This window comes from Microcoleus sp. S1D4, from assembly GCF_036700765.1.
GTDB lineage: Bacteria > Cyanobacteriota > Cyanobacteriia > Cyanobacteriales > Microcoleaceae > Microcoleus.
In genome coordinates, this window is the sequence record NZ_JAUBPP010000033.1 from 1 (window position 1) to 18,261 (window position 18,261).

Consider the following 18,261-nt stretch of genomic DNA (forward strand, 5'->3'; position numbering starts at 1 on the left):
AATGACTAATGACTAATGACTAATGACTAATGACTAATGACTAATGACTAATGACTAATGACTAATGACTAATGACTCCCCAAAGATGGCTAAGCTGTGATTTTCTGATGGTCTCGCATGGACTGCACGAATCGATCGAACAAATAGTCAGCGTCGTGCGGGCCCGGACTGGCTTCCGGGTGGTACTGGACTGAGAACATCGGCAAGGTTTTGTGCTTCAATCCGGCTACGGTGCGATCGTTCAAGTTGAGGTGAGTAATTTCTACTTCGGGGACTAGGGAATCCGGGTTGATCGCAAAACCGTGATTTTGGCTAGTAATTTCTACTTGCTCCGTTAAACCCGCAGGATGATTCAAGCCCCGGTGGCCGAACTTGAGTTTAAAAGTTTCCGCACCCAAGGAAAGTCCCAGCACTTGGTGTCCCATGCAAATGCCGAACACGGGTTTGTCTGACTTCAACAAAGCTCTAGCCGTCGCGATTCCTTCAGTTACCGCCGAGGGATCTCCCGGGCCGTTGGACAGAAAAATGCCGTCCGGGTTGTATTTGAGAATTTCCTCCGCCGACGTGTCAGCGGGTACAACAATTACCCGACAGCCGTAACTCGCCAAACGCCGCAGAATATTGCGCTTGATCCCAAAGTCGATCGCCACCACCGTCCACATTTCGCCGCTGGCCGGTTGGACTGTCGGACTGAACTCCCACACTGAGTCCGTGGCTTCCGACCACTCGTAAACCTTGCGGGTGGTCACTTCGCGTACCAGATTCAGCCCGGCCATACTGGGAGCGTTTTGGACTTGCTCCAACAGCTCTGCCTGGTCGAGAATCACTGTCGAGATGCCGCCGTTAATCGCTCCCACAGTGCGAATTTTGCGGGTGAGGGCGCGGGTGTCGATGCCGTAAAGGCCGGGGATATTGTGCTGTTTTAGGTAGTCTTGCAGGGATTGCGAGCAGCGCCAGTTGCTGGGGCGGCTGCATACGTTACGGGCGATCGCACCTCGAATTTGCGGCCGCGAGGATTCTTCGTCTTCGAGATTTACCCCGGTATTGCCCAATTCTGGATAAGTAAAAGTGACAATTTGGCCGCAATAGCTAGGATCGGTCAAGACTTCTTGGTAGCCTGTCATTCCCGTATTGAAAACTACCTCGCCGACGACGGTGGCGTCAGCGCCAAACGACCAGCCGCGGTAAGCAGTACCGTCAGCCAGGACTAGGAGAGCGGGTTTTGCTGTTGAAAGTGACATGGCATCCTTAATTACTGGACTTTGGTTTCATTCTTACCACTGCCTGCGATTTGATGCTAGCCGGCAATATACAGATATTATTTTAATTTTTGCAACTGTTCGGGAAACGAAGGCGCCTGTGCACTGCCATAGCCGAGGTTTGAGGAAGAAGCCACGCGCGATCGAGCAGAAGCAACCAGTGCAAATTATTGGCATCTGACGCCTGCACGAACAATTGAACCGCCAGCAGCTTATGAGTCTGGAAAACAGTCTAAATCTATACTAAAAGGCAATTTTCACTGTTACGATCGACAAACAAGCGTTTAAACAAACTATGGTCAGCAAATCTCCCTTGCCTTTACTTTCCAACTCAAAAAAGCCTCAACCGAACGCTAAAAACCTCCGCAAACCTTTACTGCTTTTAACAGCAGTTATTTCTCTGAGCAGTTCAATTTTACTTGACACTGCAGTCAACTCGTCGCCAGCGACTGCTCAAGAGAGCGAGGGATGCTTCATGCGTAACGACCGCGGCCAAACAATTAGCTTGAGCCGCTCTGTCTGCGGTTTTATGCCCCAAGAATTGGCTCCTGCAGGTTCGTCTGATACTAAGGCTAATACTAAATCGGGAGTATTTCTGGTCAAAATTAAACGCCGAGAAGCTAATATCCCAGTGATAGAAGTCACGTTTAACGGCACGCAAAAGTTTGAAATGATGGTGGATTCTGGAGCAAGCCGCACAGTAATTACGCCAGCAATGGCTACTGCTTTGAAGATAGTTCCTCAAGGAAGCGTGCAAGCCAAAACTCCCAACGGAGTGGCTACTTTTCCTCTGGGCAATCTTACTTCGATCGAAGCTGGCGGTTTGGCGATTACAAATGTAGTTGTACCGATATCGCCCGCACTAGACATCGGGCTGCTGGGTCACGATTTTTTTGGTAATAAAGATGTGACTATTAAGCAAGATGTGATTGAATTTCGATCGCGCTCTTAAAGTGGAGTCATTAGTCATTAGTCATTAGTCATTGGTCATTGGTCATTGGTCATTAGTCATTGGTCATTAGTCCGAGCGTGCGAATACCTTAAGAGTTCGCTGGGTTTTGCAAACAGTTGATCCCTGCGTAATGGTTCGAGTTTGCTCGATCGCCAGAAGCGAGAGACGATCGCAAATTGTGCATCTCATTCTTCCCTCCTCTGGCCTCTAACCTCTTTTTTCAACATCTGTTAAATCAGCCAATTGCATCAGATGCCGAACTTCTTCCTTCACCGCAAAAACTCAATTAACTGCTGCAATTTCAACCAAGATTCCCCGCTCGATAAAATCTCCTTAGCCAAATCAACTCCTGCAGCGTGGGAACCCATAGGAATTGCACCCCCCACTTGAAAAGCTAAAGACGCATTCAAAGCTACAACATCCATTTGCGCTGCTGTACCTTTGCCTTGCAAAACATTCCGCAAAATCTCGGCGTTTTCCTCAACATTTCCACCTTTCAAGGAGCCGATCGCACTTGGTGTCAATCCTACCTGTTCCGGGTTTAAAGTAGTAAGTTCCACCTTGCCGCCCGACAAAATCGCCAAATCAGTCACATCACCCAAACCCGCCTCATCCAACTTTTCTCGGCCGTGCACCACTATCGCCAACTCAGTCCCCAACTCGCCCAAAGCTTGCGCCACAGTTGATACCATCCTGGGATCGAACACCCCGATTACCTGCCCATCCGGGCGCAGAGGATTGACGAGAGGCCCTAAAAGGTTAAAAACAGTCCGCACCTTCAAAGTGCGCCGGAGCGATGCTACAGCCTTGAGTGCTGGATGCCACCCTGGCGCAAATAAAAAAGTGATCCCTACCGAGTCTAAAGCAGCTTTTACCTTCTCCATATCGGCGTTGAGGTTGACTCCGAGTGCTTCTAGCACGTCAGCAGAACCGACTTTGCTCGATGCCGATCGATTTCCGTGTTTGGCGACTCGCACTAGGCCTGCGGCGGCAACAAAAGCTACAGCCGTGGAAATGTTAAATGTGGAAGCGCCATCACCGCCGGTGCCGCAAGTATCAATTAATTTAAGATTTGAACTTCGAGATTGGCGATCCAAAACACTTTCTGACTCGCCTGCGAGGGACTCAAACTGCAATACCTGAGCCATTCCCGCCAATTCTTGAGCAGAAATGCCTTTAGCTTGGAGAGCAGCTAAAATTGCGCCAGAAAGTGCCGGGGGTATAGCTTCTGCTAGCCATCCCTGCATTAAGTCGGTGGCTTGGGCGCGCGAGAGAGATTGTCTGTCTAACAGTTGTTGTAGCAGGGCTGGCCACAGAGGAGAATCCGCTGTCAAAGTTGAAGCTGCGGATATATCTGGTGTTGCGAGTACGGGAGAATCTGTCATTTATAGTGTTAGTCAAATTTAGCCCGATCGAGCTTAGCGGCCAAACCGAGAATCGATCGGCATTTTACCAGACTTACACCATGTTCAATTTTTGCGTGGGAGATTTTAGAATTGGCAATGACTTACTGCACAATGGTTTAGAGCGTCCTTAAAATTGCATCTTGTTTGGGAAACTGCCCAAATCTCACCCTATTTTGAGCCCAGGGATCAGATTTTGACCCCTGATATTAGCAGCGTTACATCATTTGTCCGCCCGCAGCAGCCGAATATGAAGTTTTTGATACAACAATTGCCCTCTTGTTATGGCAACTTTAAAGGGAAACGCGCGATCGTGCAACTACCAGCAGTCCGCTGTATTATATTTGACTAAAAATAATTAACAGTAACCGAGAGCACCAACGGATACAAGTTTCCGACAAAAGTTGTGGATACCCCAAAATTTTAGGCCAGAGCGACAGTCACAGATTCACTGCGCCGCAAGTCCATGATTCGATCCAAAATCTTCAATCTCCCAATCGACAGCACAGCACCCACAGCCGTTCAGTTGATATCCGCAGGTTAGTCACAGGAGACAGAGAGTCGATCGAACTTTGACCCAAACCTTAAAAATAAACTCTTGCGGTTGTAGAAGTAGCTGCCTCTGATTATAGTAAAACAGCATCGCCACTAACTTATTTCAGGGTACTTAACTGCTAATATATTCACACAGATTTTAAGGAGCAGGTTGGGAATCGAGCAACTCGGCCGTCTGAAGACCAGCCAAATCTTAAAAAAAGACAAACCCAATCAACTAAACTTGCCTCAATAACATCTAACATCTAACATCTAACAGCCCAGCAGGAAAAATGAATCAACATACTTGTATAATTGCCGCCCCGGACACAAACCAATCGCCAAGATTTGTGGGCGATCGCTTGTTTTTCGCGATCGGGCGGCACAGTATTTTCCTGCCTAGTTAACAGTTCATACTTAACAGGAACATACTAAAAATATTCAACTCCAATACAAGAGCAGGGTATTCAAAAGTGGCAAATCAACAATTACAAAATAAAGCAATAGAATGCCTGAATGTCCAGGAGGCGCTGCAGCAAATGGAAGCAAAATATTACAGTATGTTTGAAAATGCTGTTTCCGGCATTTTCCAGACCACACCCGAAGGGCGTTACCTCAGCGCTAATCCCGCTTTGGCTCGGATTTACGGGTACAATTCCCCAGCAGAATTGATGGGGAACCTGACCGATATCAGCGATCAGCTTTACGTCAATCCCGATCGCCGCAGCGAGTTTGTTTCGGCTTTACAAGCGCGCGGCATCGTATCGGATTTTGAATCGCAGATTTATCGCCGAGATGGCGCAGTAATTTGGATTTCGGAAAATGCGCGAGCAGTCCGCGATTCCGACGGCAAATTGCTTTATTACGAAGGGTTTGTCGAAGATGTTACTCAGCGCAAAAATGCAGAAACTGCACTGCGAGAGAGTGAAGAACGCCTGCGAATGGTAATAGAAGGCGTTAAAGATTATGCTATATTCATGTTAGATACTAAGGGATATGTAGCTAGCTGGAATTCCGGCGCTAAAAGAATTTTTGGGTATGAAGCCAGCGAAATAGTAGGCAAAAACTCGGAGTGCTTTTATACGCCTGAAGATATTAAAATTGGCAAACAGCAAGAAAAATTAGCCACAGCTACCGCAGCAGGTAGATATGAAAGTGAAAGCTGGCGGTTCCGCAAAGATGGCTCTCGATTTTGGGCGAAGATTATTGTGACTCCTTTGCGGGATGAAAGCGGAGAGTTGCAAGGCTTTTCTCAAATCATGCAGGACATTACCGAGCAAAAGCGGGCTGCAGAAGAAAAAATGCAGTTGATTGCTTCTTTACAAGAATCGGAAAGGAAGTTTCGCACTCTCTATGAATCGACAACTGATGCGGTAATGCTGTTAGACGAACAGGGATTTTTGGATTGCAATCCAGCAACTTTAAAGTTATTTGGCTGCAGCACAGAATTGGAATTCTGCGGCAAACATCCTTCGGCATTTAGCCCGCCGTTACAACCGGGATCGGAAGATTCTATGAGTCTGTCTCAAGAGCGAATTAATACGGCGGTGCAAACGGGAAGTTGCCGTTTTGACTGGCTGCACCGACGTTTGGACGGTTCCGAGTTTCCGGCGGAAGTGCTGCTAACTTCTATGGATATCGGCGGCAAAATTGGGCTGCAAGCTGTGGTGCGCGATATCACTTATCGGGTGCAAGCCCAGGAAAATTTAAAGCAGGCTAACGAGGTTTTGGAATGCCGGGTTAAAGAGCGGACAAGTCAGTTGGAAGCAGCTATTAAACAGTTGCGTTTGTCGGAGGAAAAATTTTCTAAAGCTTTTCGATCGAGTCCAGATCCGATGACTATTACTACTTTTGCAGGCAATTTTATTGAAGTTAATGATAGTTTTTTAGCGATGACTGGCTACAGTTTGGCAGAAACTATTTATCATACAGTAGATGATTTAAATATTTGGGTGAAGCCAGAAGAACGAGTTAATTTTAGGAAAATATTGCAAGAAAAATATATTGTTCGTAACCAGGAATGCGAATTTCGGGTGAAGTCGGGATCGCTGGTGGTGTGTTTGCTTTCAGCAGAGTTGATTGATTTGGAGGGCGAACTTTGTATGCTGGGGGTGATGACGGATATTACCGATCGCAAACGTGCAGAAGAAGCCCTGCGGGAAAGCCAGCGGGCACTGGCGACGCTGATGAGCAATTTGCCGGGGATGGCCTATCGTTTTCGCAATGATGCCGATCGCAGTATGGAGTTTGTCAGCGAAGGTTGCTATCAATTATCCGGCTATTCTCCTGAAGAATTTATCGGCACCAGGCAAATTTCTGTATCGGAATTAACACACCCGGACGATCGCGATATTTTGTGGAATGCCATTCAAATAGCCTTGGCAGAAAATCGCCCCTATCAGCTAAATTATCGAATAACTTGTAAAAATGGCGAATTAAAATGGGTTTGGGAGCAAGGTTTGGGAGTGTATTCCGACTCTGGAGAATTGATAGCTTTAGAAGGGTTAATTACTGATGTTTCCGAGCAGAAACGCAGTGAAGAAGCTTTGCTGCAGTCGCAAACAGAGTTAACTCAACAAAAACTTCAGCTAGAACATACTTTGCACGAATTGCAGCAAACTCAAGCGGTATTGATTCACACTGAGAAAATGTCTACACTCGGTCAAATGATCGCTGGTGTGGCTCACGAAATTAACAATCCCGTTAGCAGCGTCTGCGGCAATCTCGTCCACGTCGGCCACTACACCGAAGATTTGCTAAATTTGATCGATATGTATCAGCAGCACTGCCCGCAGCCGCCCGCACCAATTCAAAATAAAATTGAGGAAATCGAGCTAGAGTTTCTGTTAGAAGATTTGCCAAAAGCAATGTCCTCGATGCAGATTGGGGCCGATCGCATTCGGGAAATCGTGCGCTCTCTCAGAAATTTCTCTCGCAAAGACGATTCTCAAATGAGCAAAGTCAACCTGCACGAAGGCATTGAAGGAACGCTGCTAATCCTACAAAGCCGGTTGAGGGCGCGCGGCAACTATCCCGAAATTGCGGTAATTAAGGACTATGGAAATTTGCCTTTGGTTGAGTGCTATTCGGGTAAAATAAATCAGGTATTTATGAATTTGATCGGAAATGCGATCGACGCGATCGAGGAATACAACGCAGGGCGTTCAGTAGAGGAAGCCCAAGCTACCCGCAGCAAAATTAAAATTAGGACAGAAGTCCAAAACTCCAACGCTGTAATTCGGATTTCTGACAACGGCCCAGGGATGCCGGAAGAAGTTTGCCAGCAGTTATTCGACGCCTTTTTTACCACCAAACCCGCCGATAAAGGCACTGGTTTGGGCCTGTCAATTTCCTATAAAGTTGTCCGAGAACACGGAGGCACGCTGAGTTGCGTGTCTGCACTCGGTCAAGGAGCCGAATTTATCATAGAAATGCCGATGGAACAAATTAGTTATTAGTTATTGGTTATTGGTTATTGGTTATTGGTTATTGGTTATTGGTTATTGGTTATTGGTTATTGGTTATTGGTTATTGATACCAAATCCGGGTTTTGGATATCCTTTATGAACCAGTCGGCGCAGGCCGACTTTGTTTGACAAGGCGCGGTTTCAACCGCCGAATCATAAACGGGGTATGTTACTAACAACTAACAACTAACAACTAACTAAGACACCTATCCCAATAAATTTGAGCCACCTTATCTTCCGGATTTTGTCGCCAACAATCCGCAAAAAGTTCCCCAGCTTCCCTAAAATTATTCATATTGTATAAAAACAAAGCCTCAGCAAACAACCGCAAATTAGCCAACTTTCCCGCCTTAACTTCCGGCAAATCCGCCTCAAAAACTTCATAAACAGTCACCCATTCAGACTTCCCCTTAACCTGAACCTTATCAATTACCCGAATCGCATAATCAGCAGGATTTGTCAAGCGATCGAAAGTCTGTTGAGTAATTAACAGCGAGACCCCATAATTCTTCGTCAAGCTTTCAATTCTAGAAGCCAAATTAACCGTATCACCAATAACAGTACCGTCCATCCGGCTGTTTCCGCCAACAGTACCCAACATCAAAGAACCAGTATTAATTCCCACCCCAATCTTAATCGCCACATCGTCCGCAGCAACGCGCTGTCGATTGTATTCAGCAAGACTGTGCAGCATCGCAATTCCCGCTTTCACAGCATCATCCGCACCCTCGCTAAACAAAGCCATAATTGCATCGCCAATATATTTATCAATAAACCCCTGATTTTCTAGAATCAGCGGTTCCATATAACTCAAATATGAATTTATAAATTTGAAATTTTCTTCTGGTGTCATCTGTTCCGAAAGAGTCGTGAAATCGCGAATGTCAGAAAATAGCACCGACATTTCCAACTCCACCGCATCTCCCAATTTAACATCAACAATACTGTCACATCCCAAAAAAGATAACAACTGATTGGGTACAAAACGACTTGTCGCCTCAACGATATCTAATTCTGCCTCCAGTGAAAGTTGCAAACTGCGATTGACCTCAAAAAGCTCCTCCATGAACTTTTTGCGCTCAGCCTCAGCTTCTTTGCGTTCTGTGATATCTAGAAGAGTGTTGATAGCATATACAATTTTGTTCTGCTTATCGTAAATCGGGGAAGCATGAATTTCTAGGGGAATAATCTTATTTCCGTGCCGGACTTCTAAATCGTCAGCCACCGAAGTTTCGCCCCTCAATGCCCGAATGACGGGCAAGTTTTCCACAGGGCAAGGTTCAAGACTTCCTGCTGGATAAACTTGATAAACCTCTGACAGTTTTTCGGCTGGGAGTTCAGACACGACTCCTTTGTTAAATATCTCTTTTGCTTTTTTATTGATATAGTAAACTTGGCCATCAGCATTCAGCACTCCCACGCCGATAGGTATTGCTTCCAAAAACTGCATCAAACGATTTTCGTTCTCGTGGAGTGTCGCAATCAGTAGCGATTGCTCGCGGTTTAAATCAGCCAATTCCTGATTCATTTGCTGAAGCTGCGCGTTTTGTGATGCCAGAAGTTGATTTTGCCGATAACTATTTACTGCTTCTTTTACCGTCAAACTCAAGTCTTCTTGTTGCCAGGGTTTGGCTAGATAACGATATAAATTTGCATTTTTGATGGCATTGCCCACCGCCTCAATATCTGCTTGCCCTGTCAGCATAATTTTGATAGTTTGGGGCGAAAGTAGGTGGACTTGTCTTAATAGTTCATCTCCCTTCATCTCAGGCATGATGTGATCGGAAATAATTAACGGTACTTCATACCCATCTAACAATAATTCTTCAAGCAACTCTAATGCTTCCTCCCCACCCTCGGCAATTTCGACCAGATAAGCATTGCCTACAGCTTCTTGGAGTTCTACTTTGAGGCTCTTGAGTACAGTGTTGTCATCATCTACACAGATTATTACCTGTTGTTTCATAACTTCAACAAACCAGATTTTATAGTTTCCAGTAAATCGGCTTCCGACCAAGGTTTAGATAAGCAGCGATGGAGATTAGCCTGCTTTTTTGCTCTGTCAACTGCTACTTCGTCAGCTTGACCGGTCAGCATAATTGTAATAATATGGGGGTATTGTTTGTGAATGCGTATCAGTAACTCATCTCCCTTCATACCAGGCATCAACCAATCAGAAATAATCACAATAACGCTAGTTTCTTCGCCATATAGTTCGCCGATTACCTCTAACGCCTCTTCAGCATCTTCGGCTCCTTCATAGGTGTAGGTATCCCCAAATTCTGCTGCTAGCTGCGTCCTGAGACTATCTAACACTATTCTCTCATCGTCAACGCATAAAATAACTGGTTTAGACATTTATTTTTTCTCCTTCGTGAGTTTTTATTAGTAGGAAAAGTAGTAAAGTGTATTAGTATGCCCGATCGCATTTTAAGATGCTAGCTGGCGACCGTTACCTTGGTTTTTTACCAAAATACTTGCTGACAATCCTCTTGGCAAAGTTCAAAAACCCCGTTTCTTGGTTTAAGTGCGATCGCCAATTAAATGCCGCGAAACAACCGATCTCCAAGTCCTCTCCCCTCCCCAGTCACCGAAACCAAGAAATCTAAATGCGTAGCAGCTTAGCCGAGCATAACGCACCGTACAGCGATTTTACATCCATTTCCGGTAGAATTCGAGTTATTGTTCTCAAAACGCTTTAACTTTTGCCATCCTCCCAATGGGATAGATTGCAGATGGGATGGAACTAAATAAAACCCCACCTACTTACTGCGTTATATCGTTTGCCAGATACTTCACCTCCTTATATAGCGGTTCGATCGCGTTGTGAGGTATGCCCTATGCCCACGGAGGCCTATGCCCTATGCCCACGGAGGCCTATGCCCTATGCCCAGCGGCACCTCATCTTTCGCTCGAAAGGCTATACACCACTGATTGGCAGAAAAACATTAAATGTAGTTTGACCGGGAATCGATTCCACTTCAATCTTTCCCTGATGTTTTTCAACAATCTTCTTGACAATATCCAGTCCCAAACCGCTGCCTTCTCCCGGAGGCTTAGTAGTAAAAAATGGGTCAAATATTTTCCCTTTTATCTCCTCTGGTATGCCCTTACCGCTGTCGCTAACACTAATCTTAACCTGCTGGTCTTGTTTTGTCACATCAATAGTTAGCGTCCCCCGATAATCCATTGCTTGCAAAGCATTGTGCACCAGATTTGTCCACACTTGATTCAGTTCGTCGGGATAGCAAAGTATCGGCGGAATTTCGGCATAGTTTTTAACCACCTCAATGCCTTGTTTTAATTGATTTTGATAGAGAGTTAAGATAGTTTCTATCCCTTCTGCAATGCTGGCGCTTGTCTTGGTGCCAGACTGTTCGTAGCGGGCATAGGTTTTCAAAGCAAAAACAACTTTTGATGCTCTATCTGTGGCTGTGTTGATAATGGCAATACCTTTTTTTAATTCTGACAGTTTGTATGCAGATTCTACAAGATGCAAGCTGTCAGGTCTTTGCAGCAGTGGTATAAAAGTTTCGATTCGCTCGTAGACCCCCATCATGACTAATCTATCAGCCACAGTATCGGCACTCTCAATCTCTAATGTTTCGAGTTTGCTTCTTAAAGCTTTTTTTAATTTGCGTTCTTCTTTGGTTGATAAGTTTGTAGATTGTTGGAGAGAATACTGAAGTAATTCTAAGAATTTCTGTCCGGCTTCTGGGGAGAGAGATTGAAAAAGTGCGGGCAATTGTTCGAGAGTTCGATCCAAGAACTTAGAAACATTGCCCGAACTGGAGCGAATTGCACCTAGGGGCGTATTAACTTCGTGGGCAACTCCGGCTACAAGTTGTCCTAAAGCTGCCATTTTTTCTGATTGAATCAATCCTTCTTGGGTGGCTTTGAGTTGCTGGAGAGTATCGCTGAGTTCCTGATTTTTTTGGTGCAGAGCTAATTCTGCCTGTTTGCGATCGCCAATTTCTCGCCACACTGTATGCAGAATTTCTTTACCATCTACAGGAATTACAGTCAGCAATACTTCTACCCAAAAATCCTCCCCATCTGCACGCCTGTGCATCCATTCAAACCGATAGCTACCTCGCTCAAATGCTATGGCAATCATGTTGTTAGCTTTCTCAAATGACAAACATCCATCTGGCTGCATTTCGGGAGAAAGCAGGGAGGGATGTAGAGAAAGAAACTGTTTTTTATCAGTGCAGCGCATCATTTTGACTGTGGCGGGGTTGCAGTCGGTAAATATGCCTTCATCTAACAGCAGAATAGCATCGGCAGATTGCTCGTAAAGTTGTCGAAAGCGAGCTTCTGACTGCTGGAGTTCTTGGGTGCGTTCTGCTACTTTTGCTTCTAAGTTGGCATAGAGTTGGGCATTTTCTATGGAAATTGCCGCCTGCGAGGACAAGATTTTTAAGAGGGCTAATCTGTCGGGAGTAAAGGCACCCGTTGTCAGGTTGTTTTCTAGGTACAGAATTGAAACAAGCTTGTTTTTCTCTATCATAGGAACGCAAAGAATAGATTTAGTTTGATGTGCCTTGATATAAGTGTCGTTAGTAAAGTTACCTTCACGAGCAGCATCATGGAGAACAACATATTTGTGAGTGCGATCGACATAATTAATAACGGCTCTTGAGACTAAATCACTGCTTTCAAGTGGGATTGACTGTAATAAATTGATGCTGTCGCAATCAATAGCAGCGGATGCTTCAATTAGCAGTTTTTCCTGAGATTTTAACAACAAGTAGCCTACCTCTGCGCCAGCATTTTCAATCAGAATTTTCATCAATTTTCGGAGTAATTGCTCGATCGCTATTTCACCAGCAATGGCTTGGGAAGCTTTGATAACTGTAGCTAAATCTAAAGCTGTACCTGAACCTGTGGTAGTGTGTGTATCGATCGCGATCTTGCCTGTGTTCTTAATGAGACTCGCCGAAGATTGAACCCGTAATTGTGGATATCTTGCTTCTAAATTCTCAACTTTTGCCCTAGCTTGCCAGCGAGTATAGCCGTAGTGTGCTCCTTTGAGATAAGTTTGGGCAATCTCCTCGATACCGCTTGCCAGATAAAATTCTGCCGCTAACTCACAGGCTAAAGCTTCATCTTGAATATATCCGGTGTCTCTTGCTCCTTTAATCGATCGCTCGTAAAGTTTAGCGGCTTGCCAATTATCTCCCAAGACTCTTGCTTTTTCAGCTTTTATTAAATCGTATTTATGTTGAAAATTGGCTGGGGCAAGTTCTGCCCATTGCTTCATTTGCTCTTGATTTGATTCCACTTGGTACAAACTGTCTGAGTATTCGGTAGAATACTGAGCGAGAATAGCAAGAGAAGAGTAGAAGTTGTGAATAGCGACATACATAAATCCCATGACAGAATCTATGTACTCTGCGGCGGCGATCGCATTCTTCACGGCCTCAGCATAGTCTTTGAACAAATAAGAAAGATTTAGTTTAGCAAGGTAAACAATAAAAAGCAGCGTGCGGTTATTCGCTGCTAATAAACGGGGAAGGATTTCGCCTTCATTAAAACTTTCCCCCTGCAAGCAAGATGGCTTCGCAGCTTTCCCCAAAAGATTCAAGCTAACTTGCCGCCATATATTAGTTTGATAGATAGAGTATTCCTGTTTAAGCTTCACTAGCTGTTCGCAAGATAGCTGCATTTTTAACTCTACAGCTTCGAGTTGTTCTCCCGTCAAAAATAGGGTGACACAATAATCCTTAATACAATAACAGGCGTACTCATTATCTCCTGTATCCAGTCCACTTTGAATTCCTTCTTGCAGCAAAAAAAGGCTGTTTTTTGCTGGATCTTTCCAGTGTTTTACTAAGGCGCAAAATAAGTTATAAACTTTGGCTTTAAGTTCTTTAGCATGATATTTATCTACTAATTTAATAGCCAATTGTCCCGCATGATATCCCGTTTCTATCTTACCTTTTGCCGAACAAATAGCAGCATACCAAACATAGGCATAAGCAGCCAAAGCTGAATAACCTTTTTGAATTGTCAGGTTAACCATTGTCAAAATAATTGACAGTAAAACTTCCGGTTTGGCAAAATAAGCTGACGGACAAATAGACATCAAAATCCGCATGGCTGCTAGTTGAGCAGCTTCCGTCATTTCCGGGAATTTTTCTAAGTCTGTCAGTGCTGGCAACTCTACAATGCTATCTTCGCCTGTTGATAAAGAAATTCCCAGTAAATTCAATGCTTCTAAACCAGTTTCTATAGCTTTTACAGGTAGATTTTGAGCTGTATAAATTTGGACTTTTAACTCGTAAGTTTTTACCATGTCTATTTGCATACAATGTTTTCAATAATTTATTGACAAGCAAAGCATTATCCTGAGTTTTATGTACTATTAATTCTGCTAAAAGTTGTAGGCTGGCGCGATCGCAAGATTGGCAGTTGGTCAGTGGAGTATAACTTTTTGGTGCCTGCACGATAAACTTGATACGCTTGTGATAATTGCTGAGTTTTCGCTTCTGGTAAAGCGTTTATGCTCATCAACTCTTCTGCTGCCTGGTTGGCCTAGTAGATTTATCTATTTGGTTCGTGAACCGATACATCCACAGGCATCGTGTTTAAAAATTGAGTCAGTTGACTGCGACTTTGCTTGACTTTTGCGTAGAGTTTGGCAAGGAAGTGTATTTTGAAGGAGTAGAGCGAGAGTTTCACATTTATGTTTTTTAGTCATTAAGTGTTTTCGACTTCCTCCGAAGCTCTATCGTCTCTGTAATAGATTTTACAGCTAAATCTCCAACTTCCTTCATCAGTTTGATAGCCAGGTTAGGCGATAATTTTAAGAATTCTTCTAGCCTTTCAGTTGTGATTCTAATAACCCGACACTCTGTCTCTGTATACATAGAAGATGTTCTTATTCCTTCAGTAAAAAATGATAGATACCCCAGGAATACATACTCTTCGTCAATTTGTGCAATTTTTTCTCCCTGTTGAATTATGGAAACTGTTCCACTTAAGAGCACAAACATATCTTCTGAACGCTCACCCTCTCGACAAAGATACTTTCCTGGGGGAATGCTCAGTACATCGGAAATATTTCCTACATATTCTTCAGGAGTCCAGCTAGAATCGATTTTAAATGCATTGTCAAAATGGCTAAAACTCGGGTGAAATTTTGCTCCCAAATTCTTGGCTACATGAATGGTTGTATCAATGGCTGTTCTTAATGCTGCTTCCACCCATCCACTGGTTACCGAATAAGCATCTCCTGCAAAATAAATAGCTGATTGGTGAGAGTAGTCTTGGTTATAAGTCGATAACGCTAGATTTGCCATCCAGGTTCGGGAACGATAAAGCTTGGCACAACCTGCATAAGTTGGCTGTTTAGACCAGTGAACCACAACAGGCTTCGAGCGATCTACAAAGGGAGAGATTTTTGTCGCAATATTTTCCGCTCTTAAGCATATGTTATCTAGTTCTTGCAGACAGCGCTTGGCTAAGTCCTCATCGTCGGAAAACGCCAGTAGCTTACTTGCATCGTCTTCCCATGTGTAAGAGACAAGTAAGACACCTGGTTCATCCTGGATACTCTCTGTTTCCAGGGCATAGCCATAAACTCCTTGAATAAAACTATCTGTCATAATAAGTTGTGGGATGTTACTTTTTTCCCAATAACGCTCTTTAAGAGGGTAAAACACTTTGCAGCTTGAGATCCAATGAGACTGTGCAATGCTACCTCGCACATACAACGGAATCATTTCGGGTGTGAATTTTTGGAGATCGACATTGAGTTGAAGTGCCCAGGTAGGGCAAGTTAATACAACTGCATGATAGTGCTTTTTCCTTAATGCACAGCCAAGGTCGATACCCGATGCAGTTTTTGTCAAAAGTTGTACAGGTGTTTTGCAATATAGATTGATATTCCACCTATTCTCTTTGATTGCATCATAGAGAGAAAGTTCGCCAAATTTCCCTTCTAAGGGGTGATATAACATACCCTCAGCCATAGACTGAACGCCCAGCCAGTTTGGTGAATCTAATTCTAATCCATTGCTATCAAATATTTTTTCTCCTTGGTGAGGACCTCCACGAAAAGTTCCATTTTCTGGATGGAAACGACCTTGTATTAGTTGATGATTAGTTCCAGATCCAAACAGTAAAGTTCTAATGGGATAAAGTGCAGAGATATGGAAAAATGCACCCCAACCTCCGTCTCCAGCACCAATGACATAAAAGATTTCAGATTCTTCTCTTGTCATTCCTAAACCACCAAAGTCTCCAGGGACATTTGGATTGTATGTTTCATAAGCTGGGGTAAACACTATATCTACAAAACTCAAATCCCAATAACGCTTGACAATTGCTCTCCATAGAGATTGCCATATATGACCACCTTGACTGTATGCGTGTTTGGTATTGGACTGAACGAGTTCAGCAAAATGACTCCACTTATCATACACTCTCTGCAATGCTTCGTGAGGAGGTTTTTGTCGCTCCTTTTCCCAAATATCCATTCTTGGTTGAAGTGTCATATCTGGGATAGGTCTATACCCTTCATTGACATAAATTCCAGTATTGGCGTGAGGCGAACCAGGGTTAGGAAAATGCTGAGTTCGTAGTGAGTATAGGCTACAATAATAGTCTAACAAGCTATTGCCAGAGCCTGGTGATGGAAAAAATGGCATTCTCATTGCCCCCATCTCAAAAGTTGTATGTTGTCCGTCTGCTGGAATCGACCATAAACGACCACCTATACGTCCACTTGCTTCATAAATGTCGATATTTTTAAATCCGCAGCGAAACAGCTCTCTTGCTACTGTTAAACCTGTTATTCCTGCACCAACAATTGCGATAGTTTTGTTTGGGTCGGTGTTATATGCTATTCCAGAGTCCGAAGATAAAGATAATAGATGGTTATAGTTGAATAGGCGATCTGGATCGTTAGGCTAATGATATTGCCACGGGCTTTCAGATAAGGTTAATTCTTCTTGACAGGAGTAAACAGAGCTGGACTTTTCTCTCGACATACAGACCTCTCTAGAGACTACTTTGTTTCTTGGCAATATAGGCTTTTTCTAAACAATTATGTATCTAGTTAATCAAGACATTATACCTCTCCTTTAACGGGTAAAACACCTTGCAGCTCGATATCCAGTGAGATTCCTTGATGCTGTATGTGACATCAAATGGCAATTGAGTTTTAGGGTCAAAACCTTCAAAAGTCATACCCATTTCTAAAGCCCAAGTCGTAGGTGTCAGAATAACTAGATCGTAATTTCTCGGTGACTCCAAGTTGGCAGAAGTTACCTCTACGTTTCTGTGATCGAGGTATTTGATTTTATTTACCGGATTCTTCAGATACAGATTTACATCATACTTGCCTTTCGTTTTTGACGCTTCATAAAGCGACACATTTTCAACAAATGCACTGGTCACAGGCTGATAAAACAGGCATTCTGCAAATGTTTGTACGCCGACATAACCGGGAGAAGCAAATTCGCGATCCAGACTGTCTGTTACTTGCTCCCGATATTCAGGTCCCGGTACAAAATTTCCCTGTCCGTCAAATGTTCCTTGAATTAGCTGATGATTCGTACCGAAACCGAACAGTAATGTTCTCATCGGATACAGACAAGAAATGTCGTAGAAAGCCCCCCAGCCGCCATCTCCAGCACCGATGGTATAAAAAAGTTTGGACTCTGCTTCGTTCATGCCCAAACCGCCAAAGTATCCCGGCTTAGAAGGGTCGTATCTATCTATTGCTGGCATATAAACCAGCTCTCTAAAATTTTTGTCCCAATAATATTGGACGACATTGTGCCAAAACTCTTCCCATCCATCTTGTCCGTAAAACTCTTTGCAAACACTCGTTACCATGTCCGCAAAATGCAGCCATTTATCGTAGACAGCTTTGAATAATGGATTGGGAGGGCCGCCATTTTTATGCCATATATCGAGTTGCGGCTTAGGATAGGGATTTTGAGTATCGGGGCCGCAGCCGTTGTTCAAATATATTCCGGTATCGGCTATTGATGAACCGGGGTCTGGGAAAGGCTGCGTCGTAATTTGAAACAATTCTCGGTAATAATCTAATACACTGTTGCCGCTGTCAGGAGCGGGGAAAAAAGGCATCCTCATTGCACCCATTTCCAATACAGTATGTTGCCCCTCAACTAATCTGGAATATGTTCTGCCGCCGATTCTGTGGCTGGCTTCATAAATGTCAATATTGGTGTACCCGCACCTGAATAGCTCTCTGGCTGCGGTGAGTCCTGCTATCCCCGCACCAATAATTGCCACTTTAATCTGAGGGTCGTTGTTGCAACCAATAGATTGATTTTTGTTGATTTCTAGTAGGTGGTAATAGTTGAAGTTAAAATCTGCGGTATTGGGCCATCTAAATCTCCAAGGAGTTGAGGGAACAGATGCTGGTTCTCTGTATTCACCGCTACTGCCAAACAAAGCTTTATTAATTATGTTTTTATTTCCCTGTGATTTTGAAAAAAATTATAATCTGGAAAAACTCGAATGTGAATAATTACAGAATGATTTAATATGATTAGTTTGACTACTTTTGTGAATAATTACAGAATGATTTAATATGATTAGTTTGACTACTTTTCCTAATTTTGTAATAAGAGCTATTAGTTATAAGCTCAAGCTTTAGTAAATGCTGA

At 43.8% G+C, this 18,261-nt stretch carries 10 protein-coding genes; 3 read left to right on the top strand and 7 right to left on the bottom strand.

The features are described 5' to 3' along the window. Positions 1-89 precede the first annotated feature (89 nt). Entirely contained in the window at positions 90-1,241 is a 1,152-nt protein-coding gene (gene carA, locus QT998_RS24735) for a glutamine-hydrolyzing carbamoyl-phosphate synthase small subunit (protein WP_333092937.1), read from the bottom strand. 493 nt (positions 1,242-1,734) lie between these two features. On the opposite strand from carA, the gene QT998_RS24740 reads away from it, so the two are divergent. After that, complete coding sequence (locus QT998_RS24740; RefSeq protein WP_333092938.1) at positions 1,735-2,211, top strand: retropepsin-like aspartic protease family protein; 477 nt, start codon at positions 1,735-1,737, stop codon at positions 2,209-2,211. Between the two features lie 269 nt (positions 2,212-2,480). Here QT998_RS24740 and trpD read toward each other — a convergent pair whose 3' ends face one another. Further along, positions 2,481-3,596 carry an anthranilate phosphoribosyltransferase gene (gene trpD / locus QT998_RS24745; RefSeq protein WP_333092939.1) on the bottom strand — a complete coding sequence of 372 codons (1,116 nt, stop codon included), beginning with the start codon at positions 3,594-3,596 and terminating at the stop codon, positions 2,481-2,483. Positions 3,597-3,601: 5 nt separating this feature from the next. On the opposite strand from trpD, the gene QT998_RS24750 reads away from it, so the two are divergent. Together QT998_RS24750 and QT998_RS24755 are read left to right on the top strand one after the other, a co-directional pair. Next, entirely contained in the window at positions 3,602-3,748 is a 147-nt protein-coding gene (locus QT998_RS24750; protein WP_333092940.1) for a hypothetical protein, read from the top strand. Positions 3,749-4,621: 873 nt separating this feature from the next. Then, on the top strand, positions 4,622-7,606 hold the full coding sequence (locus tag QT998_RS24755; RefSeq protein WP_333092941.1) for a PAS domain-containing sensor histidine kinase: 2,985 nt from the start codon (positions 4,622-4,624) through the stop codon (positions 7,604-7,606). Between the two features lie 202 nt (positions 7,607-7,808). On the opposite strand, the gene QT998_RS24760 is transcribed toward QT998_RS24755, so the two are convergent. From QT998_RS24760 to QT998_RS24780, 5 genes are all read right to left on the bottom strand, one after another. Next, complete coding sequence (locus tag QT998_RS24760) at positions 7,809-9,581, bottom strand: adenylate/guanylate cyclase domain-containing protein (protein WP_333118565.1); 1,773 nt, start codon at positions 9,579-9,581, stop codon at positions 7,809-7,811. After that, positions 9,578-9,973 (bottom strand): response regulator, encoded by a 396-nt coding sequence (locus QT998_RS24765; RefSeq protein WP_333118567.1) that lies wholly within the window; start codon positions 9,971-9,973, stop codon positions 9,578-9,580. Before QT998_RS24765 ends, QT998_RS24760 begins: the two co-directional genes overlap by 4 nt. Before the next feature lie 562 nt (positions 9,974-10,535). Further along, positions 10,536-13,925 (bottom strand): GAF domain-containing sensor histidine kinase, encoded by a 3,390-nt coding sequence (locus QT998_RS24770; protein ID WP_333118569.1) that lies wholly within the window; start codon positions 13,923-13,925, stop codon positions 10,536-10,538. A 385-nt stretch (positions 13,926-14,310) separates the two neighbouring features. Beyond that, the gene (locus QT998_RS24775; RefSeq protein ID WP_333118588.1) at positions 14,311-16,467 is read right to left on the bottom strand and encodes an FAD-dependent oxidoreductase; all 2,157 of its coding nucleotides are present in this window, start codon (positions 16,465-16,467) and stop codon (positions 14,311-14,313) included. 208 nt (positions 16,468-16,675) lie between these two features. Further along, positions 16,676-18,046 (bottom strand): FAD-dependent oxidoreductase, encoded by a 1,371-nt coding sequence (locus tag QT998_RS24780; protein WP_333118571.1) that lies wholly within the window; start codon positions 18,044-18,046, stop codon positions 16,676-16,678. Between the last annotated feature and the right edge of the window lie 215 nt (positions 18,047-18,261).

Bases quoted from the DNA above. Each gene is read 5' to 3' on its own strand.
- carA (WP_333092937.1), bottom strand. From the start codon at position 1,241: ATGTCACTTTCAACAGCAAAACCCGCTCTCCTAGTCCTGGCTGACGGT.
- QT998_RS24760 (WP_333118565.1), bottom strand. From the start codon at position 9,581: ATGAAACAACAGGTAATAATCTGTGTAGATGATGACAACACTGTACTC.
- QT998_RS24740 (WP_333092938.1), top strand. From the start codon at position 1,735: ATGCGTAACGACCGCGGCCAAACAATTAGCTTGAGCCGCTCTGTCTGC.
- QT998_RS24765 (WP_333118567.1), bottom strand. From the start codon at position 9,973: ATGTCTAAACCAGTTATTTTATGCGTTGACGATGAGAGAATAGTGTTA.
- QT998_RS24770 (WP_333118569.1), bottom strand. From the start codon at position 13,925: ATGCAAATAGACATGGTAAAAACTTACGAGTTAAAAGTCCAAATTTAT.
- trpD (WP_333092939.1), bottom strand. From the start codon at position 3,596: ATGACAGATTCTCCCGTACTCGCAACACCAGATATATCCGCAGCTTCA.